Raw genomic sequence first — 22,202 nt, 5'->3', positions numbered from 1 at the left:
ACGCCTCCTGCCGGGCAGCAGGAGGCGCATTTCGATAGAGAGAAAGAAATGTAGGGAATGTATGTGAATTCCGCGGAAGGGAAGGCCGCAGAATACGCACCGAAAGTCAGAGAGTATGAAAGCATATCTGCATTCTTAGTATCTCTTGCTTTCGTGAATAATATAACGGAATCGACTTAGAAAGCCTTGTGAAGGGTGTTAATGTTCGATTAGCTAAGGAGTAGACTATCATTAGCAAGTTCACTGCCCGCCGCCTGCTCGAACATGGAGAGGAGGTCGCGCGTTGTGAGTCCCTGCTTTTTCTCCTGCGGCACATCGAAGAGGATGCGCCCTTCGTGCAGCATGATGAGGCGGTTGCCGTAGCGGAGTGCATCCTTCATGTTATGCGTAATCATGAGCGTTGTGAGCTGATCCTCCGAAACGATCTGCTGCGTCAGCTCGAGCACCTTTGCCGCCGTCTTCGGATCGAGCGCCGCCGTATGCTCATCAAGCAGCAGGAGATTCGGCTTCACAAGCGTCGCCATAAGCAGTGTCAGCGCCTGCCGCTGTCCGCCCGAGAGCAGCCCCACACGCGAGGAGAGGCGCTTTTCAAGACCGAGTTTGAGACGTGCCAGCTTTTCACGGAACACATCGCGCATCTCGCTCGTCGACCCCCAGCGCAGCGTCGGCGTCTCACCGCGGCGCGCTGCAATCGCAAGGTTCTCCTCGATCATCATGCGCGCCGCCGTCCCCATCATCGGGTCTTGAAAGACGCGCCCGATGAACTTTGCGCGGCGGTGCTCCGGCCACTTTGTAATGTCCTCACCCGCAATCGAGATCTTCCCCGTATCCACGGAGATCGCGCCCGCAATCGCATTCATCAGCGTGGACTTGCCCGCGCCGTTGCCGCCGATCACCGTGACGAAGTCGCCGGGGTTCAGGTGGAGGGTAATGCCCGAGAGAGCCTTTTTCTCCGTGATCGTTCCCGGATTGAACGTCTTTCTGATATCCTCTATGTGCAGCATTACTCTGCCCCCTTCTTCATCGCGTGATACTTCGACTGTATCAGAGGCAGCGAGAGTGCAATCGCCACGAGAATTGCAGTAAAGAGCTTGAGGTCATTGGGCGGCATGCCGAGCTGCAGCACGATTGCAATGACTGCACGGTAGACGACGGAGCCGAGCACGACGGAGATCAGCCAGTTCTTAAAGCTGCGCGTGCCGAACAGTACCTCGCCGATGATGACGGACGCAAGGCCGATAACAATCGTGCCCGTCCCCATGCCAACATCCGCAAAGCCGTTGCTCTGTGCGACGAGCGCGCCGCAGATCGCAACCATGCCGTTTGAGAGAAGCAGCCCGAGGACGATCATCACATCTGTATTCACACCATTTGCGCGGATCATGTGCGGGTTTGCACCCGTTGCGCGAATCGCCATACCCAGCTCCGTGCCGAAGAACCAATAGGTGAGGAGAATGGCGATAACAACCACAACCGTACCGATGAGCAAAATATTTGTCGCGGTATCCAGCCCCCATATATTCCATTCGGTAAAAAGCGTTTCCTGTTGGAGAAGAGGGAGGTTCGCCTTGCCCATGACACGCAGATTGATGGAATAGAGTCCAATCATCGTCAGGATCCCGGCGAGCAGCGCGGGAATCTTGAGTTTCGTACAGAAAAATCCCGTAACGACACCCGAGACACAGCCTGCCGCACAGGCAACAAGAATTGCCGTAAGCGGCGTATGCCCTGCTATGAGCATCGCGGCAGAAACGGCGGCGCCCAATGGGAAGCTGCCCTCAACCGTCAGATCAGCAATGTCCAAAACACGATAAGTCAGATAGACACCGAGCGCATAGAGTCCCCAAAGAACTCCCTGTGCCGCCGTCGCAATGACGAGATCCATAACGTCACTCCCTATTAGTCCGAAAAAAAGCGGACACGCTGCGTGCCCGCTCCGCTGTGTTCGTCTTACTTAGGAAGCACTGATAAATTCAGCCACGCCATCTTGACGCATCTTTTTTGCCCGTACTGTGTCGGCAAATCCTCCACATAGCCCCTGCTATGCGTCCGGTTTGCCTCCTTGTTCGGACGAAAAAATCTACGCCAATCTGACGGACTTCATTTTATCAGCGATTCCTTACTGCACAATCGTCGCGCCGTTTAGTACATCGGCAGGAATCGTCAGACCGATTTTCTCCGCATTCTTCTTGTTGATGACGACCGTCAGATCGTGCGCCGTCTCGATCTTCATATCCGCCGGCTTTTTCTTGCCCTCGATGATGTCTGCCGCCATGTTGCCTGTCTGAACGCCGAGCTTGTAGTAGTCAATCCCCTTCGTTGCAAGGGCACCGGCGGTAACGCCGCCGACATAGCTGCAAATCACGCCTTTGCCCGCCGGATCGGTAACACTCGTGAGCGTCGGCATCGCTGATGCGATCACATTGTCCGTTGGCTCGTAGAACACATCCACATCATTGATGATACTCTGGGCTGCCTGCTGGATATCATTGACCGTCGAAATGGTCGCAACGCGCACGGTCAGACCCTTCGACTCAGCGTATTCCTTCATTGCCTTGACCTGAATCTCAGAGTTGACCTCACTGGAGGAGTAGATCGTGCCAATCGTCTTTGCATTCGGATAGAGCTTCATAAGAAGGTCAATCTGCTCGGCAATCGGCGTGAGATCACTTGTCCCCGTGACATTTCCACCCGGAACGTCGTTCGACTTTACCACCTTTGCGCTCACATAGTCCGTCACCGCTGTTCCGACGATGGGGATATCCTTCGTCGCGTTCGCCGCCGACTGCACAGCAGGCGTTGCAATCGCGCAGATGAGATCCACCTTGTCACTGATAAAGCGCTGCACAATGTTCTGGAGATTCGACTGATCCGCCTGGGCGTTCTGGCGGTCAATCGTCAGGTTCTTCCCCTCCTCATAGCCGCGTTCTTTCAGCCCGTCCACAAATCCACGATTCGCATCGTCGAGCGAGCTGTGCTCCACGAGCTGAACAATCCCGACCTTGTATGTTTTCTCGCCCTTCGCCGCCTGCTGCCCACATCCTGCCAATGCCAGAATCCCGAGGGTGGCGATGCCAAGAGCAGCACATTTTACGAGCTTTGTCATCCGCATCGAATCCCCACCTTTTCTATATCCATATCAGTCCACAAGGGTTGCATCTTTCAGCACATCTTCGGGGATTGTCAGCCCCAGCTTCGCCGCATTGCCCTTGCTGATGACGAGCGTCAGGTCACGCGCCGTCTCAATCGGCATATCTGCCGGCTTTTTCTTGCCCTCCAGGATATCCGCCGCCATATCGCCCGTCTGAACGCCGAGCTTGTAGTAGTCGATGCCGTAGGTCGCAAGGCAGCCGCCCGTCACCATAAACGGCTCCGCGCAGATCACCGCCTTCCCCGCTGCGTCCGTCACGCCCACGAGAGTCGGAATCGAGGAAGAGATGACATTGTCCGTCGGCTCATAGAATACATCCACATCACTCACGAGGCTCTGTGCCGCCTGTGGGATGTCATTGACCGTCGAAACCGTTGCCGCACGCACCTTCAGCCCCTTCGACTCAGCGTACTCCGTCATCGCCTTGATCTGGATCTCGGAGTTGACCTCACTGGAGGAATAGATTGTGCCGATGGTCTTTGCATTCGGATAGAGCTTGAAGAGCAGATCGATCTGCTCCTTGATCGGGTTGAGGTCGCTCGTCCCCGTGATGTTCCCGCCCGGCTTCTCGTTCGTCTGCGCAAGCTTCGCGCTCACATAGTCCGTGATTGCCGTACCAACGATGGGGATGTCCTTCGTCGCATTTGCCACCGACTGCGCCGCCGGAGTCGCAATCGCACAGATGAGATCCACCTTGTCGCTGACAAAGCGCTGTGCAATGTTCTGCAGGTTCGACTGATCCGCCTGTGCATTCTGGCGGTCGATCGTGAGGTTCTTGCCTTCCTCGTAGCCGCGCGCCTTGAGTCCATCCACGAACCCACGATTCGCCGCATCGAGAGCATTGTGCTCGACCAGCTGGACAATGCCGATCTTATACGACTTCTCACCACTTGCCTGCTGATTGCCGCCGCAGCCCGCCATCATGCCGAGTCCGAGCGCCGCGATGCCAAGAGCGATGGCTTTCATTGTCGTTGTCATCCGCATCGAATTCCCACCTTTACTATTGTTGTAAGTTTACAATACTGATTTATTATACATGGACACGCACAAAAAAGCTAGTATTCATACAACGAAAAATGCGAAAGGACTGCTCTGAGAAGTGAAAACTTCCCAAAGCAGTCCCACAGTTTATGACGTTTGTCCTTCTTTCAACACATCCTCAAGGGTATGCCATGCGAGCACCGCGCATTTCACACGCGCCGGCATATTGGAGATGTTCTTCAGTGCCACTGCCTCATCCAGTTCCTCAAGTGCGGCATCATCCGTCACCTCGCGCTTAATCATCGAGGTAAAGAGCTGTGCAAGCCGATGTGCCTCCTCGACCGTCTTGCCGCGCATCAGGTCGATCATGATGTCCGTACTCGCCTGTGAGATTGCACAGCCGACGCCCGTAAATCCGCCATCCTTTATGATACCATCTGCAATCTCAAGTTCGAGCGTGATCTCATCGCCGCAGCTTGGATTATGTCCACGCTCACGAACCGTCGCCGAGGCGAGCGCCCCCTTGTTCTCGGGCAAGCGGCTGTGCTCGCCGATGACCTCCGTATAGAGATCGCCGAGTGCCGCATTCTCAATCGCCATAGCCGAGCACCCCCCGTACCTTTGTCAGAGCCTCAATGAACTGGTCGATGTCCTCATGTGTGTTGTAGAGGTAGAAGCTCGCGCGGCAGGTCGCATTCTGCCCAAGATAGCGCATCAAGGGCTGTGCACAGTGGTGCCCCGCGCGGATCGCAACCCCATAGCTGTCGAGAATCGTCGAAACATCGTGCGGGTGCACATCCTTCACATTGAACGTGATGATCCCCGTCTTATTGTCCTGCGTGCTGTCGCAGCCGTAAAGCTCCACAAACGGCAGTTCACGCAGCTTCGGCAGTGCGTAGGAAATGAGATCGCGCTCGATCCGCTCAATGCGGTCAAACCCGACCTTTTCAAGATAGTCAATCGCCGCAATCAGACCCGATGCCCCGCTGACATTCTGCGTCCCCGCCTCGAACTTCGCCGGCAGTTCCGCGTATGTTGTATCCTGCTCGCCGACATAGTCGATCATATCCCCACCGAAGAGGAACGGCGGCATCGCATCAAGGATATTGTATTTCCCATAGAGCACGCCAATCCCCATCGGCGAGAGCATCTTGTGTCCCGAGAATGCGAAGAAGTCCGCATCCATCGCCTGCACATCCACCGCAATGTGCGGCACGCTCTGCGAGCCGTCCACGGCGATAACCGCTCCAACCGCATGAGCGCGGTCGGCAATCGTACGCACATCGTTTACCAAGCCGAGCACATTCGATACATGTGTCACTGCCACGATCTTCGTCTTTTCCGTGATCTGCGCCGCAATATCCTCCGCCGAGAGGTTGCCGTCCTCCGCGAGATAGATATACTTGAGCGTTGCGCCGCGCGCCTTTGCGACGAACTGCCACGGCACGATGTTGCTGTGATGCTCCGAGATCGTAATGACAATCTCGTCGCCCTCACGAATGTTGGTGCGTCCGTAGCTGTATGCGATAAGGTTGAGTGCCTCCGTCGCATTCTTCGTGAAGATGATCTCCTCGGGACGCGCTGCACCGATGAACTGCTGCGTCCGTACACGCGCTGTCTCATAGATGTCCGTCGCCTTCATCGACAGCTCATACGCGCCCCTGTGTGGGTTTGCATTGCAGTAGGTGCAGTAGTCGGCGACCGCCTTGATGACCGCCTCCGGCTTCTGCGTCGTTGCACCATTGTCAAGGTAGACAATGGGACGCCCGTTCATCTTCGTCTGCAGGATTGGGAAATCCCGCAGATACTCATTATTCCTCCGCTCCACCCAAAAGTCTCCTCTCCAGATAATCCTTGATCTCCGTACGCAGCTCTTCCTGCTCGATACGAGCCAGTACCGGCTCAAAGGATGCCTCTACAATCAGCTGCTGTGCCGCACGCTCATCAAGTCCTCGGCTCATCAGATAGAAAAGCTTGTCCTCGTCCATACGTCCAATGCTGACCGCATGATGCCCGTCCACATCGCCCTCGTGCGAGAGCATAAGCGGCACACTGCGGTTGCGCACATGAGGCGAGAAAAGCATTACCTCCTCATCCTCCTTGCCGACCGAGCCGCGTGCCCCCTGAATGAAGTCCAGCGTCCCGCGGAACGTCTTGACACTATGATCCAGCAGAGCACCGCGCACCTGCATATTCGCATCTGTCCGCCGTCCCTCCTGACGGATTACATAGTTGAGGTCAATTTTACGCGCCTCATCGCCGAAGTAAAGTCCCCAGACATCTGCACGCGCCTCATCCCCCGCAAGTGTCACGTGCAGCTCCGACGCCGTATGCGCAGCGCCCGCCTCGATGAGTGTGCAGGAGAACAAGCCTCCACGCGCCACACGCGCATGAATATGGCTCGCTGCAGGTGCATCGGTCGGCGCAAACTGAATGTAGGTCAGCGCAAACTCCGCTCCCTCAGCGACCTCCACAGAGATCTCCTGTGCTCCATTTTCGCGCAGCTCTACAACATGCTGCACCTTCTCTCCCGTCACTGCCGAGAGACGAATCTCCTTCTTTGTATCCGCAAGCCCCGCAGGCATGGGAAGATCGTTCACCCCGAGCCAGCGCCACGTTGGCATGGGGATACGGCTGAATACGTCCTGCATTGCCATCACCCCATCGTTCCTTCCAGTTCGATATTAACCAAATTGTTCATCTCAACTGCGTACTCAAGCGGCAGCTCCTTCGCAATCGGCTCGACAAAGCCGCGCACAATCATCGCGCGCGCTTCCTCCTCGTCAATGCCTCGGCTCATCAGATAGAAGATCGCCTCATCGCTGATGCGCCCAATCTTTGCCTCATGTCCGATGTCCACCGCGTCACACGCAACATCCATCACGGGCAGCGTATCGCTGCGCGACTCTGCATCCAGCATCAGCGACTCGCAGTTGACCGAGCACTTTGCCCCGACCGCACGCGGCGTCACCTTGACACCGCTGCGGTAAATTGCGACACCGCCCGACTTCGAGATTGAGCGCGTGCTGATATTCGCCGACGTATTCGGCGCATCAAAGATCACCGTTGCGCCCGTGTCCAGCTCCTGCCCCTTCGAGGCGAACGTAACACCCGTGAACTCACAGGTCGCATTCTCCCCGTGCAGAATGCTCGTCGGATAGAGCATGGAAACATGCGAGCCGAACGAGCCGGAGACCCACTCGACCGCACCGTCCTTCTCCACCTTCACGCGCTTCGTGTTGAGGTTCATCATATTGCGCGACCAGTTCTCGATCGTCGAGTAGCGCAGCCGCGCCCCCTCCTTGACGAACAGCTCGACACAACCCGCATGGAGGTTCGTCACATTGTATTTCGGCGCAGAACACCCCTCGATGAAATGCAGGCTCGCACCCTTCTCCACAATGATGAGCGTATGCTCAAACTGCCCTGCTCCTGCCGCATTCAGACGGAAATAGGACTGCAGCGGAATGTCCACCTTGACCCCCTCGGGCACATAGACGAACGAGCCGCCCGACCAGACCGCACCGTGCAGCGCGGCAAACTTATGCGCCTTTGGCGGCACGAGCGTCATAAAATACTGCTGAACAATATCACCGTACTCCTGCAGCGCCGTTTCCATATCCGTATACACAACGCCCTGCTCCACGAGCGACTCCTGGATCGAGTGATAGACCACCTCGGAGTCATACTGGGCACCGACACCCGCGAGCGACGTTTTTTCCGCCTCGGGAATGCCCAGACGGTCGAACGTGTCCTTGATGTCCTCGGGCACCTCATTCCAGTCCCCGACCATCTTCGCATCGGGGCGCACGTAAGTCACGATATCGTCCATATTCAGAGCGGAGAGATCCGGTCCCCATGCTGGCATCGGCGTTGCATGGTACACATCCAGCGATTTCAGACGAAAATTCAGCATCCACTCCGGATCGTTCTTGCGTGCCGAAATGTCGCGGATGATCTCCTCCGTCAGCCCCGACTGCGACTTATATGCCGAGCGATCCTCATTCGTAATATCGTAAATTGTCCGCTCAATGTCGGCGACCTGCGTCTTTTTCTTTGACGTGAAGTCCTCCATTCGGCTCACCCCACTTTATCCTGATCTGCAAGGATGCGGGCAAACCCCTCATCGTTGATCTGCTGAACGAGTTCCGCGCCACCCTCACGCACGATCTTTCCCTGTGCAAGCACATGCACATAGTCCACCTTCAGCTTATCAAGAATGCGCGCGTTATGCGTGATGATAAGACATGAGTTTTCCGCTGTGTGGAACCGCGCAACGCCCTCGGACACAATCTGCACGGCGTCCACATCGAGACCCGAATCCGTCTCATCGAGCAGTGCCAACTTTGGACGAAGCATAAGCAGCTGCAGCACCTCGCTGCGCTTCTTCTCACCACCCGAGAAACCAACATTCAGATAGCGCTGTGCATAGCTCGGGTCGATCTTCAGCTCCGCCATCATCGCATTCAGCTCCTTGCGGAATGGCATGAGCTTCACCTTCTCGCCCGTCATCATCTGACGCGCTGTGCGAATCATATTCTCCACCGTAATGCCGGGAATCTCCTCCGGCGACTGAAATGCGAGGAAAAGACCACGACGCGCACGCTCGAACGCGCGCAGCTCGCCGATATCCTCCCCTTCGAGGACGAGACTGCCGCCCGTCATCTCATACTTTGGGTGCCCCATGATGACATTCATCAGCGTCGACTTGCCCGAGCCGTTCGGCCCTAAAATGACGTGCACCTCACCCTTGCGGATCGTGAGATCCAACCCCTTCAGAATCTCCTTGCCCTCCACACCCGCGTGAAGATCCTTTATCTGCAGCAATACATCTGCCATGGTAAACTCTCCTTAAAATAATCTATGGTTTAATCCTTACAAAAATACTCGGGATTGATATTTTCATCATTGTATTTGCTTTCATATAAAAAGTCAATAAGCTAAGACACGATCTATAAACAAAACAAATAATTGAGATTCCTTTTCACAAAAAAAGGACTGTTGCAGGAGCTATATTCTCCTTACAACAGTCCCTCTATCATATTGTTCCGATTTCCTCAGAATCGATAGGTCACCTGCACACGCGTATAGTTTCCGAGCTTGAAGTTCTCTGCCCCATACAATGTGTCACGCGCATGAAGCCCCTTCGCACCGAAGGTATAGAATGTCTCGACAAGCAAATTCTCTACAGGCACATATCCTGCTCCGACCGTAAAGCTTCGAATACCGTCAAGATAGCGATCCGGCAGAGCTTCCGTTCCATTGCCGCCAAAGAAAGAACCATGCTCGAACGCCTTGTAGTCGACAAAGGCATTCCAGCTGCCTGCTGCATCCATATCCGCGCGGCCTACGTCGAGACGCAGCACACGAAACGTAGGCGTGCCGCCATACGCACGTCCCTGCGGCGTAAATGCCGAAGTCCCCGCTGTATGCGCCCATCGTGTAGCTCCGTTCATATAGCGGCCAAAAGCGCTGCGGTTCTGCCCATAGTCAACCGAAAGTGCAAGATTCTTCCCAAGCTGCCACTTTGCACCGATTCCAATCACATTCGCCGTCGTATCAAAGACATCGACATCATTCCCTGTCCCATTCGCCGTCAGGAAGCGATGCGAATTACCGCCGACCGAGCGCAGATACCATGCAGCAATACCGACCTGAGGCGTCACCTCATGTCGTGCCTGCACGAAGATTGCTCGCTTGAGCGCAGGAATCTGATCCGTATGGAGGACAACGCCAAGCTGTGGGAAGAGGTATCCTGCACGGGCGAGCAGATGGAGCGGCAATTTGCTGTTTTCCTCGGGCCTCCAATAGTTATCCGATGCCGCAAGCGCGAGGATGCGCTGCGCAACAGGCGAGAGCGATGCACGACGGTAGCCGATTGCATTGTCTCCATTCGACATTTTCTTATAGAGCGGTTCCAGCGCAGAACTTTTTTCGTACAAGGATGAGAGTGCCTTCTCCTTGGCCTCCGCCTGCGTTATCGTCTGAAAATCTGCAGGATTAAACTTCTCCAGCGGAATCCCCGCATAGTTCTTTCCATTATACGTGGTTCCACTGCCAAGTGCTTGCAGGGTTTCGCTCCCCTTATAGACACCATAACCATAGAACTCCGAAGTGAACGTATACTGCTGTGACGACAAGAGAGCCGAACTCGAAACATACCGCCGCCATGTCTCAGGATTCTCTCCGCTCCGCGTCATGACTGTATTCCACGAAGTTTCGCCTGCGGTACGCAGATTGTTCTTATCAAATGGATCACTGCCCCCGGGAACAGTCATAAAGAGATCGGTCATCAGATAACGCCCCTTGACATTCCCATTCCGATCCCGCGCCGTGACAATACGCCAGATGTGACTGTTTGTTTCATACTGCGCGGCCTGCTTGATCTTGTTATAGGCAGTTGGATCATCCTGGCCGATCAGATTAAAGTACGAGTCTAGGATGCTCTTTTCTTCCTCGAACGAGGAGGCTCGCCTCAATTTGTCATAGAGAGACTCAAAGCCTGCCGTCTGCACACTGGGCACACTGTAGTTCTCATCATTGACAAGATCGCGGTCATATCCGAGCCACTCCTTCTTCGTCGGCGGACGCAGAAACACCTCGTTCACCGCACGGCTATAGGCAGAGTCCGAAATCCCCGTGCTCTTGCTGAAATCACCGAAGCCGACACGCACCTGACTGCGTTGCCCCGTCCATACGGCACGCGCACCATCATACTCCTTTCCAAACCAATAGCCCGTTACCCCCATTGGCTCGGTCAGGCGTCCGAGGCTGAGATCCCATACCTTCGCATGCTGCGTCACATCGACATTTTCAACACGTGCCTCTTTGAGGGAAGGAGCACCAACGTCCTGCGTCGTATCAACATCTTTTGTACCGGAGGCGCTGCCGATTAGCGTGACATTCGTATTTGTACCAACGCGCATATCCGCACCGACACGAAGACGCTGTTCAAATCCCTGATCTCCCTTCTCCAAATAGTTTTTATATGCTGAACCGATACTAGAACGTGTTGTTACGCGTGCCTCACTGGGCTTGTTCTTTCCGGTGAACGAATTGTAGCGCAAACGGTAGTCTCCAAAGATTGTAGTGCCCACTTCGCGTTTTGTATCAAATGGAGGCGTGATAAAATTCCTGAGAATGCCCCCGTCTTCTTGTGCCTTGGCAAGAGCCTCCCGCGCAAGCGACCTACGTCCTGAGATGCCATCAAATTTCAGATTGATGCCGAGCTTATATACGCGCTCCCGCATTGCCTGATCGTCGTCCCGATGATTGAACAGATTATCGATCCCCAGATACACGACGGAATCCTTGTCGATCTGCTTCTGAACAAGGAGGTTCCATATACCGAAACTCTTGCGCTCGTAGGTCTGCTGCCCGCCCTTTGCAAAATTATACTGCGTACTGCCGTCTCCGAGATCGTTATGCACATAGTTCCCATTGTTCGCAATGGTATTGCTGTCGAGCATGCGCAGATAATAGTCACCCCAGAGTGAGGCACGCCATCCCGTTTTTTTATTTTCATAGGTCAGGCTGATGTCAATCTTGTGCCGGGGTTTATTGAGGAGCTGACGCGGCATATTGGGATCACTCTTATTGATCGCATAGAGATAGGTATAGCCGAGCTTCCAAGAGAAATGTTCATCCATCTTTTGCGACAGCTCTGTCTCAATCCCCGTGATCTCCGCCCTTCCGATGTTCTTAAAACTGTAGATCATATCGGGCGGCGTGATCCACGTCTCCTTCTTCGCATCCGCTTCTGGGTGGAAGTGCATCAGCTCGCCCGTGAAATACGTCGTCATATAATCCCGAATTCGATTGTGAAATGCATTGATGCGAATCTGACTCTTTCCCTGTTCTGCTTCAAAGCCCAAGTCAAAATTAAGCGATTTCTCCGGCTTCAGATTGGGATTGCCGAACCAGTAATAACCGAGCTTCCCGACGCCGATATCGTACGGCATACCAGCATACATCTCCCAGTGATAGTAGAGTTCCCCCATCCCCGGCTCCGTATATCCCGTACCGATATTCGCCTTGAACCGCCGGTTGGTATTTCCTCCGAGCGAATGTGTCAGCCCCATGTTAAAGCTGACATGCGAGCTGAATAGACTGCTGTGGTCGAGCCGCACACTCGGCATGAAGATCGTATCCTTCCCCATCTGCCAGAAATCCTGGACGAAGAAGTGCTGTTTCTTGATATCCGCCTGCCCGATGGTCTGACGGTTCTTTCGATCCGTCTCCTCCTGTTCGAATTTCTTGCCGTGCCACGTGAGCGTCCTGTTATATGTGCCGTAATACCGACGCATAATCGTATCATCATCCAGAGGATCACCGTCCTCATCGAGGAAGAGCTCGGCTGGATTATCTCTGCGCAGCTCCGCCACAAAGTCTGGAATTTTATCTTCATTAGTTCCATTTTCATAGTCCTCAAAGGTATATGGTGGAACTTGTGTCTTCCCATCGGCATCCTTGTAACCATAGAGCGCGTATTCCTTATCGTACTGTGGAATCCCGTTCTCGTTCAGATACATCGGATGGTCTTTGATGCGCGAGCTAGGTGAACCATCCTCCTCGCTGTGTAAATTCTTATCGTAATCCCACGGATCAATATATCGTGTTCGGATATTTCGAGCACCTTTCAGGCGGCTTCCCTCTCCGCTTTCCTTGCTGACCCCGAATCCGTAGCTCAGCAGATGTCGATCATTCAGCTGTGTCCCAGCACTTGCCTTGAGATTCCATTCCTTATGCAGAATATGATCCAGATAACGCAGCGTATTCTTTCCCTCGTATTTTGAGAACGTCGCGACAGAAGACAGCGTCACATCATCCTCCATCATCTTTGCATGATTGAAGTCGATCTTCCAGTTTGTATTTTTCGCATGCCCGTAGTAACTCATACGATACGTATCGCGGTTGATGCTTCGCTTGTAATGAACCACGGGATCCGGTGCATCCTCCGAATGCTTCGTAAAGCGATCCATCTCCTCATCGGCACGATCTACGGAGAAATCAATCGCATGTTTGTCATCAAATGAATACGTCCCCAAAAAACCGATATTTTTGATATCGCCAAAATAGCGCAGTGAATTCCGAATCGCGCCGTTCGTATTCACCCCGTTGTAGAATATCTTTTCACTATAGATCGGCATGATATCCCGTTTACTGCCATAGATCGCCCCTTGGAATTTCCCGAGTTTGCCACTGTCCGCCCGCAGGAAAAAGTTCTTGTAGGGTAAGGCGCCATCATCCGACTTGATGCGAAGGGCCTCCGCATTGAACCGCAGGACGGGCACATCCTCAGCTCTGCGCGTAACGATATTGACAACGCCGCCAATAGCATCTGCGCCGTACTTCGCACTCGCCGCACCGCGAACGATCTCGATGCGCTCGACATTTTCCGTCCCGAGGCGCTGCAGCTCATCCGCCTGTCCGCTGTACTTTGCAAAGTCTCCCATGACGGGATGCCCATCGATGAGGATGAGTGTATGCCGTGGTTCTGCCCCGCGAATCGAAAGAGTCACACGTCCCATCGCATCCACATTACGAGTCATGCCTGTTTCGCTGAAAATTATATCCTCAACCGATTTCGCCTGTTTCTTCGCAATATCCTCCGCCGTAATGATCGTCGTCGATTGCGATTCATATTTCGCTTCTTCCTTAGCGGCATCTGTTTCCACATGAATATCTTCCGTGGAAACCCCATTCCCCTGACTTTCATCCGCCCATACACTCGACACAGGCATCATCAGATGAATTAACACGGCGCAAGCCAGAGCCGACTTCCCTTTGATCTTCACAAAGACCGCCTTTCTATCATGGAACAAGATTCATTATCACTATAATTATAATATTATACACATTATTTCCTCAATTTCTAGTCCTAAAATAAAAAATCTCCCCCGTCGAAACGAGAGAGATGCACACCGATTATGCAATTTCCTTAAAATGCTTCCTCAAAATCCGCTTTCCAATATAGATGCCGATGAAGCCCCCGAGAAAGGCAATCCCCATGCCCGCCGCGAGGAATACGCCCGTACTGTGCTCGACGAACTTCTGAATCCGCTCCATATCCATGTCCGCCTCCTGCCAGCGAATCAGCTCCTGGTCGAGGAAGAAGAGGAGCGGGATCGCGCCGCCGAACACGTACGCTGCCTGAATCAGCCCGTAGCCCGCCGCGAGCACGGGAATCCGATAGCTGAGCCGCGAAGCGATCAGATCGATGATGAGCGCTACCGCTGTCACCGAGCCGACGAATGGTACATACATCATCCCCGAGAATCCGGCAAAGAGCGCCGTGCTGATCGCCGCAAACAGCGTGATCGCTCCGAACTTCGGAATCTTCTTCACCACGAACAGAAATACCGTACCGAGCAGCACGCCGATCAGCGCAGGACTCAGAGCGTGCATCGCGGGCGAGAGCAGCACGGTGAGTGCGCCGATGCCCAGCACGAGCACGCCGTACAGTGCCGAGAGTATACCGATCAGGACAAAGTCGCTGATTTTCCAAGCATTCATTATATTTTTTCCTCCAATGTATCGTTATCTGATACGTTCACGGAAGAGCCGCTCCAGCACGGCTGCATCCCGCAGTGCAAAATCCTCTGCAATCCGCCCATCCTCGAGGAGAATGACACGGTTGCACGAATTCATGATGAACTCGTAGTCATGCGTAATGATGATAGCGGCATTCTCCGCCCCCGTAAATTCATCAATGAGCGTGCAGACCGTCCGCATATTACCGTAGTCCAACCCGCTCGTCGGCTCATCGAAAATACCGATGCGCTTGTGCAGAAGACAGGCGGCGGCAATCACGAGCCGCTGCTTCTGCCCCATCGACAGCCGCATGGGATGCTCGTCAATCAGCGGCAGCAGACGGAACTGCGCAAGCACCGTACGAATGCGCGCATCAATGTCTTCCGCCTCCTCATTGCCGAGCAGGAGATCATTGTATAGGCTTGCGCCGAAGATCTGAAAATCCACATTCTGCATCACATAGCTGACCGCCGTATAGCGCCTGCGTACGGCAAGGGGCTCCCCGCCGACAGAGAGACGACCGCCCCGCTCCCGCAGCAGCCCGCAGATGATTTTCGCGAGCGTACTCTTGCCGCAGCCGTTATGCCCGAGGAGAGCGATACGGTCACCCGCCCGTACGGAGAGCGAGACATCGCGCAGGACATCCTGCCCGCGCACATAGCCAAACGAAATATGTTCAAGTAACAGCAGCTCTGCACCGCCCATCGCAGGAGCAGCGGTGTGCTCACACGCCGCACACGTATGGAAAAGGTCAAAGCCGCGTATGCCGAACGCGTTCAGTGCCTTGTTGTCAAGCACGTCCATCTCCGCACCGCGATAGCGGCGCACAATCGTCCCCTGCTCCATAATGATGAGTTGGTCGCATACGCCGTGCAGATAGTAGAGACGATGCTCCGCCACCACGATGGTATATCCCCGCTCCTTCAGCTCCTCAATCGTACGGCGGAGAAGTGCGATCGACGGATAGTCCAGATTTGCCGACGGCTCGTCCAGCAGCAGAATCCTGCACTCCAGCATCAGTGCCGAGGCAATCGCAATCTTCTGCTTCTCCCCGCCCGACAGCTCCGAGAATTTCCGTCCAAGAAAACGCTCAAGCGAAAGCATTTCCACCACCGAGCGCAGCCGCCGCTCAATCTCATCACGCGGCACACCGAAGTTTTCACAGCCAAACACGAGATCGGACAGCACATCGAGCGTAAAGAACTGATTGTCGGGATTCTGGAACACCGTCGCCGCAATCCGCGAAATATCCCCAATGCGGAGATTCTGCACATCCTGTCCGGCGAGGAGAACCTTCCCCTCCGTCGTGCCCTCGTAGAAGCCGGGACAGAGACCATTGATGCGGCGCAGGAGCGTTGACTTCCCGCAGCCGCTCTCCCCCGCGATCACGATCACCTCGCTCGCCCCTGCCGTGCAGGAGTTCCCGCTGATGCTCCGCTGCGCCCTGTTCTGATATTGAAAGCCTACACTCTGTAACTCAATCATAGCGCATACCCTCAAACAACGGTAAGACAGAGCGCAAAGGCAAGCGGCGCAAGGAAGATCATCGCCCAATCCTTGCCGCCCATGCGGACATCGAAATAGGACGTGCGCGTCCCGCTGTACTCATAGCCCTTGACGAGCGCCGCACCCGAGAACTCCTCCGTGATCTTCTCACTGCGAAACAGCATCGGCACAACGAAATACTCGATCGCCTTCATCGGATGACGCACGACATAGCCGAGCGACACAGGAATCCCCTTGAGACGCATTGCATCCACAATTACGTGAAAATCGTTCTTCATCGCCGGCAGATAGCGGATCATCACCACAATGCTGAGAATGATGCCCCGATGCAGACGCAGACGCGAGAGCGCCGTCGTGATCTCCGCGATATTCGTGCTCTTCTTGAGCGCGATGCCGAGCACGACAAACGGATAGATGCGCAGTGCGATAAAGGCAATCAACTGCGGCACGAGGATTAACCCGCGCGGCAGATCCGTGCCGCGCAGCAGCTCCGCCCCATATTGGAGCACAAGCAGCGCGAGAAAGCCGAGGATAAACTTCACCGTCTGCGCCGCACTGCCAACCGTCGCAAAGACGAAAATCGAGAGTACAAAGGACAGAATCAGCACCTCCTGCCGCCCCGAGAAGATCAGAACGCACATGAGCAGCAGATTCAGATATAACATCGTCCGAAAATCGAACGGCTTTGATGATGTAGTCAGTATGGTCACCCCTTCTATTTGGTGAATAATAGAGGAAAGTTGTTCGTAAACGATCTCATTTTATCAGCATTCCTCTTCAATAGCAACTATGGTGTTTATTTTGAATAAAAGAAAAAAGCCCGTGAATCATCACGAGCTTTTCTTTGCGGCAACTACCTACTCTCCCACGTCGTCTCCAACGAAGTACCCTCGGCCTTTGAACGCTTAACTACTGTGTTCGGAATGGGAACAGGTGGAACCGTTCAGGCATCATCACCGCATCTTCTTGAGTGTTGTCCACTCAAAACTTCACAGAAGAAACTGTAAGCAAATTGAATATTTGTAAGTCAAGCCCTCGACCGATTAGTGCTGGTCAGCTCCACACATTGCTGTGCTTCCACACCCAGCCTATCTACCTCGTCTTCTTCAAGGGGTCTTACTTCCTTATAGGAATGAGATACTTCATCTCGGGACAGGCTTCACGCTTAGATGCTTTCAGCGTTTATCCCTTCCGGACGCAGCTACCCAGCCATGCCCTTGGCAGGACAACTGGTACACCGTTGGTCCGTCCACTCCGGTCCTCTCGTACTAGGAGCAGCCTCCCTCATGTATCTTACGCCCGCGATGGATATGGACCGAACTGTCTCACGACGTTCTGAACCCAGCTCACGTACCACTTTAATGGGCGAACAGCCCAACCCTTGGGACCTGCTTCAGCCCCAGGATGTGATGAGCCGACATCGAGGTGCCAAACCTCCCCGTCGATATGGACTCTTGGGAGAGATTAGCCTGTTATCCCCAGGGTAGCTTTTATCCGTTGAGCGATGGCAATTCCACTCTCTTTCCACCGGATCACTAAGCCCTACTTTCGTACCTGCTCGACCCGTCAGTCTCGCAGTCAAGCTCCCTTCTGCCTTTATGCTCTTCGCGCGATTTCTGTCCGCGCTGAGGGAACCTTTGGACGCCTCCGTTGCTCTTTCGGAGGCGACCGCCCCAGTCAAACTGCCCGCCTGGTACTGTCCCGAACACTGTTAATGTTCCGGTTAGATCCTTAGCATATAAAGGCCGGTATCCCAACGGTGACTCCATCACATCTAGCGATATGACTTCCCAGTCTCCCGGCTATCCTGTACGTTATATGCCAAAGACCAATGCCAAGCTGCAGTAAAGCTCCATGGGGTCTTTCTGTCCAGTCGCGGGTAACCTGCATCTTCACAGGTATTTCAATTTCACCGGGTCCCTCGTTGAGACAGTGCCCAAATCGTTACGCCTTTCGTGCGGGTCGGAACTTACCCGACAAGGAATTTCGCTACCTTAGGACCGTTATAGTTACGGCCGCCGTTTACAGGGGCTTCAGTTCGCTGCTTCATCTCAAGGACTAACAACTCTCCTTAACCTTCCTGCACCGGGCAGGCGTCAGCACCTATACTTCAGCTTGCGCTTTCGCAGGCACCTGTGTTTGTGGTAAACAGTCGCTTGGGCCTCTTTTCTGCCGCCGTCAACAGCTCCGGTGGTAAACACCTTCACCATCAACGGCCATCCTTTTCCCGAAGTTACGGATGCATTTTGCCGAGTTCCTTAACGAGGGTTTTCCCGCGCACCTTAGGATTCTCTCCCCGCCTACCTGTGTCGGTTTTGGTACGGGCAGACGTCTTCTCGTTAGAAGCTTTTCTTGGCAGTGTAGTGCAGCTGAATTCAAGTTCGCCGTAGCTTACTCTATCTATCGGTTCTCGGCCTTGTAGTATGGGGATTTGCCTCCATACAAGCCTACCGCCTTCGACGCGCTCTTCCAATCGCGCGCTCAGCTTCCTTCCTGCGTCACTCCATCCTCAAACGAAGACGCCCGGTACTGGAATTTTCGCCAGTTGTCCATCGCCTATGCTTTTCGCCTCGGCTTAGGTCCCGACTAACCCCGGGACGACGAGCGTTGCCCGGGATACCTTAGGCTTTCGGTGGACAGGATTCTCACCTGTCGTTTCGCTACTCATACCGGCATTCTCACTTCCTGTTCGTCCAGCAGTCCTTCCGGTCTACCTTCGTCCAAACAGGAACGCTCCCCTACCCATCGTACCTAGTACGATGCCGCGGCTTCGGTTCTGTGCTTTAGCCCCGGATATTTTCGGCGCAGGGCCTCTCGACCAGTGAGCTATTACGCACTCTTTTAATGGTGGCTGCTTCTGAGCCAACATCCTGGTTGTTTTCGAAGTCCTACATCCTTCTCCACTTAGCACAGCATTTGGGACCTTAGCCGGCGGTCTGGGCTGTTTCCCTCTTGAATACGGGTCTTATCACTCGCATTCTGACTCCCAGGCTGCCCATATGAGCCATTCGTAGTTTGACTGGGGTCGGTAGGCTTTACGCCCCCTTGCCCGATCAGTGCTCTACCGTCTCTATGGTTATTCGCCTGAGGCTAGCCCTAAAGCTATTTCGGGGAGAACCAGCTATCTCCACGTTCGATTGGCATTTCACCCCTATACACATCTCATCCCAACGTTTTTCAACACGCACGGGTTCGGTCCTCCACTCATTTTTACCTGAGCTTCAACCTGGACATGTATAGATCACTGTGGTTTCGGGTCTAATCCATGCTACTTGACGCCCTCTTAAGACTCGCTTTCGCTTCGGCTCCGCGCCTCCCGCTTAACCTCGCAGCATAAATTAACTCGCCGGTTCATTCTTCAATAGGCACGCCGTCGCACATAGATCGTGCTCCGACTGTTTGTAGACATACGGTTTCAGGTTCTATTGCACTCCCCTCCCGGGGTTCTTTTCACCTTTCCCTCACGGTACTCATCGCTATCGGTCGTTTCGATGTATTTAGCCTTGGATGGTGGTCCACCCTGCTTCCCACTGGGTTCCTCGTGCCCTGTGGTACTCTGGATCCCTGCCCGCTTTTCACTCTTTCGTGTACGAGGGTCTCACTCTCTTTGCCGCACCTTCCCAGATGCTTCCACTAAAGTGTCCAGTTTGTTGCAGGTCCGCAACCCCAAGAAACCGAAGTCTCTTGGTTTGGGCTCCTCCCGTTTCGCTCGCCGCTACTCAGGGAATCTCGTTGATTTCTTTTCCTCCGACTACTTAGATGTTTCAGTTCATCGGGTGTTTTCTCTCTACCTCGAAGGTAGAGTGACAAGACGTTACTCTTGCCGGGTTGCCCCATTCGGAAATCCATGAGTCAAGGCTTACTTGCAGCTCGTCATGGCTTATCGCAGCTTATCGCGTCCTTCTTCGTTTCGAAACGCCTAGGCATCCGCCGTATGCCCTTCTTCACTTGACTTACTCGTCCCTTCGTACAGGGGCGGCACTCTATCTGCCATCATCTGCGGTGTCGGCTCAGTCGACGTAGCTTACTACGCCTCCTTGCGCCTCCTTGCATTTAATGACACCTAGAGCACCGTTCCTACATCGAATTGGAACGGTTTATCTCGCGATAAAAGGTATTTTCGCTTTATCCTAATTTGCTTGGGAAAATCTATTCTGTTACTTTCTACCTTGCGGTAGAAGACCTCAGTGAGGAAAACTTTATGACATGAGTACACAAAGTCTCCCTTGTTTTAGATTTTCTTGTTTCTTCTGTGCAGTTTTCAGTGAACAAAGAGGTCACAACTACGCAATCTCTTGCGTTGGATGCGCCCTCAAAACTAGACAATGCAAAACGTAGCCAAATGACCGACCTAAGATTTCAAACCGTGAGGTTTCTCTTAATCCTTAGAAAGGAGGTGATCCAGCCGCACCTTCCGATACGGCTACCTTGTTACGACTTCACCCCAGTCACCTTCCCCACCTTAGACGGCTGCGCCGGCTTCGGGTGTGAACGACTTCCGTGGTGTGACGGGCGGTGTGTACAAGACCCGGGAACGTATTCACCGCAGTATGCTGACCTGCGATTACTAGCGATTCCGACTTCATGCAGGCGAGTTGCAGCCTGCAATCCGAACTGGGAAACGGTTTTTGAGGTTCGCTTGCCCTCGCGGGTTCGCTGCTCTCTGTCCGTTCCATTGTAGTACGTGTGTAGCCCAGACCATAAGGGGCATGATGACTTGACGTCATCCCCGCCTTCCTCCGCGTTCTCCGCGGCAGTCTCCTTTGAGTGCCCACCTTTACGTGATGGCAACAAAGAACAGGGGTTGCGCTCGTTGCGGGACTTAACCCAACATCTCACGACACGAGCTGACGACAGCCATGCACCACCTGTTTTCCTGTCTCCGAAGAGAGGGTGCTATCTCTAGCACTTTCAGTCAATGTCAAGGCCTGGTAAGGTTCTTCGCGTTGCTTCGAATTAAACCACATACTCCACCGCTTGTGCGGGTCCCCGTCAATTCCTTTGAGTTTCAGTCTTGCGACCGTACTCCCCAGGCGGGATACTTATTGCGTTAACTCCGGCACGGTAGGGGTCGATACCTCCCACACCTAGTATCCATCGTTTACGGCCAGGACTACCGGGGTATCTAATCCCGTTCGCTCCCCTGGCTTTCGAGCCTCAGCGTCAGTTGCAGTCCAGAAAGCCGCCTTCGCCACTGGTGTTCCTCCCAATATCTACGCATTTCACCGCTACACTGGGAATTCCGCTTTCCTCTCCTGTACTCAAGACATATAGTTTCTTTCCCATCACGGGGTTGAGCCCCGCACTTTTAAGAAAGACTTACATGCCCGCCTGCGCTCCCTTTACGCCCAATGATTCCGGACAACGCTCGCCACCTACGTATTACCGCGGCTGCTGGCACGTAGTTAGCCGTGGCTTCCTCGATAGGTACCGTCATTACAGAGCACTATTTGCACTCCGTACGTTCGTCCCCATCAACAGAGCTTTACGATCCGAAGACCTTCTTCACTCACGCGGCGTTGCTCCGTCAGGCTTGCGCCCATTGCGGAAGATTCCCCACTGCTGCCTCCCGTAGGAGTCTGGGCCGTGTCTCAGTCCCAATGTGGCCGTTCATCCTCTCAGACCGGCTACTGATCGTCGCCTTGGTGAGCCGTTACCTCACCAACTAGCTAATCAGACGCAGACCCATCGACAGGTGATAGCATATTCAGAGGCCATCTTTCACGGAAGAGAGATGCCTCTCCTCCGCTTCATTCGGTATTAGCATTCCTTTCGGAATGTTGTCCCCATCCTGTCGGCAGGTTGTCTACGTGTTACTCACCCGTTTGCCACTAGATTCTCTAAAAGCAAGCTTCTAAATCATCCCGTTCGACTTGCATGTGTTAAGCACGCCGCCAGCGTTCGTCCTGAGCCAGGATCAAACTCTCCGCTAATGTGAAGAGCCTGTTGGCTCAAAAGTTCATTCTTGTAAAAGAATTGTGTTCGTTGACTGACATCAACGATGTTGCATCTGGCTTGTTAGATTTAATTC

The 22,202-nt window shown here is 53.9% G+C and carries 13 protein-coding genes, 3 rRNA genes and 1 pseudogene; all 17 read right to left on the bottom strand.

The genetic code is table 11. The annotated features are described in order from the left end of the window. Positions 1-209: 209 nt before the first annotated feature. Complete coding sequence (locus C8273_RS05695; RefSeq protein ID WP_106626772.1) at positions 210-1,004, bottom strand: ABC transporter ATP-binding protein; 795 nt, start codon at positions 1,002-1,004, stop codon at positions 210-212. Further along, positions 1,004-1,885, bottom strand: coding sequence for an ABC transporter permease (locus tag C8273_RS05690; RefSeq protein WP_106626771.1), 882 nt, complete (start codon positions 1,883-1,885; stop codon positions 1,004-1,006). Before C8273_RS05690 ends, C8273_RS05695 begins: the two co-directional genes overlap by 1 nt. A gap of 65 nt (positions 1,886-1,950) precedes the next feature. Further along, positions 1,951-2,104 (bottom strand): annotated as a pseudogene (locus C8273_RS13115) (secretion protein HlyD). A 15-nt stretch (positions 2,105-2,119) separates the two neighbouring features. After that, entirely contained in the window at positions 2,120-3,112 is a 993-nt protein-coding gene (locus C8273_RS05680) for an ABC transporter substrate-binding protein (protein ID WP_106626770.1), read from the bottom strand. A 27-nt stretch (positions 3,113-3,139) separates the two neighbouring features. Beyond that, the gene (locus C8273_RS05675) at positions 3,140-4,135 is read right to left on the bottom strand and encodes an ABC transporter substrate-binding protein (protein ID WP_106626769.1); all 996 of its coding nucleotides are present in this window, start codon (positions 4,133-4,135) and stop codon (positions 3,140-3,142) included. Between the two features lie 144 nt (positions 4,136-4,279). Then, the gene (sufU, locus tag C8273_RS05670; RefSeq protein ID WP_106626768.1) at positions 4,280-4,732 is read right to left on the bottom strand and encodes a Fe-S cluster assembly sulfur transfer protein SufU; all 453 of its coding nucleotides are present in this window, start codon (positions 4,730-4,732) and stop codon (positions 4,280-4,282) included. Next, positions 4,722-5,960 (bottom strand): cysteine desulfurase, encoded by a 1,239-nt coding sequence (locus tag C8273_RS05665; protein WP_106626767.1) that lies wholly within the window; start codon positions 5,958-5,960, stop codon positions 4,722-4,724. The genes sufU and C8273_RS05665 overlap by 11 nt, the downstream gene beginning before the upstream one ends. Further along, positions 5,944-6,789, bottom strand: a complete 846-nt coding sequence (locus C8273_RS05660) for a SufB/SufD family protein (RefSeq protein WP_106626766.1) — start codon at positions 6,787-6,789, stop codon at positions 5,944-5,946. The genes C8273_RS05665 and C8273_RS05660 overlap by 17 nt, the downstream gene beginning before the upstream one ends. Continuing rightward, positions 6,789-8,207, bottom strand: a complete 1,419-nt coding sequence (gene sufB, locus C8273_RS05655) for a Fe-S cluster assembly protein SufB (RefSeq protein WP_106626765.1) — start codon at positions 8,205-8,207, stop codon at positions 6,789-6,791. Before sufB ends, C8273_RS05660 begins: the two co-directional genes overlap by 1 nt. A 5-nt stretch (positions 8,208-8,212) precedes the next feature. Continuing rightward, positions 8,213-8,971 carry a Fe-S cluster assembly ATPase SufC gene (sufC, locus tag C8273_RS05650; protein ID WP_106626764.1) on the bottom strand — a complete coding sequence of 253 codons (759 nt, stop codon included), beginning with the start codon at positions 8,969-8,971 and terminating at the stop codon, positions 8,213-8,215. Between the two features lie 218 nt (positions 8,972-9,189). Further along, entirely contained in the window at positions 9,190-13,878 is a 4,689-nt protein-coding gene (locus tag C8273_RS05645; protein WP_106626763.1) for a TonB-dependent receptor domain-containing protein, read from the bottom strand. A gap of 181 nt (positions 13,879-14,059) precedes the next feature. Next, positions 14,060-14,647, bottom strand: coding sequence for an MptD family putative ECF transporter S component (locus C8273_RS05640; RefSeq protein WP_106626762.1), 588 nt, complete (start codon positions 14,645-14,647; stop codon positions 14,060-14,062). Between the two features lie 24 nt (positions 14,648-14,671). Then, positions 14,672-16,150, bottom strand: coding sequence for an ABC transporter ATP-binding protein (locus tag C8273_RS05635; protein ID WP_106626761.1), 1,479 nt, complete (start codon positions 16,148-16,150; stop codon positions 14,672-14,674). Between the two features lie 11 nt (positions 16,151-16,161). Then, positions 16,162-16,836, bottom strand: a complete 675-nt coding sequence (locus C8273_RS05630; RefSeq protein ID WP_234343865.1) for an energy-coupling factor transporter transmembrane component T — start codon at positions 16,834-16,836, stop codon at positions 16,162-16,164. Positions 16,837-17,015: 179 nt separating this feature from the next. After that, positions 17,016-17,132: ribosomal RNA gene (rrf, locus tag C8273_RS05625) — 5S ribosomal RNA — on the bottom strand. A gap of 62 nt (positions 17,133-17,194) precedes the next feature. Further along, positions 17,195-20,125 (bottom strand): 23S ribosomal RNA (locus C8273_RS05620). A gap of 435 nt (positions 20,126-20,560) precedes the next feature. Beyond that, a 16S ribosomal RNA gene (locus C8273_RS05615) occupies positions 20,561-22,104 on the bottom strand. The 16S, 23S and 5S rRNA genes sit together here, the layout of an rRNA operon. Between the last annotated feature and the right edge of the window lie 98 nt (positions 22,105-22,202).

Source organism: Candidatus Centipeda massiliensis (assembly GCF_900290285.1).
GTDB lineage: Bacteria > Bacillota > Negativicutes > Selenomonadales > Selenomonadaceae > Centipeda > Centipeda massiliensis.
Note: the sequence above shows the minus strand (reverse complement) of the source record. Positions and strands in the feature narration are given on the sequence as shown.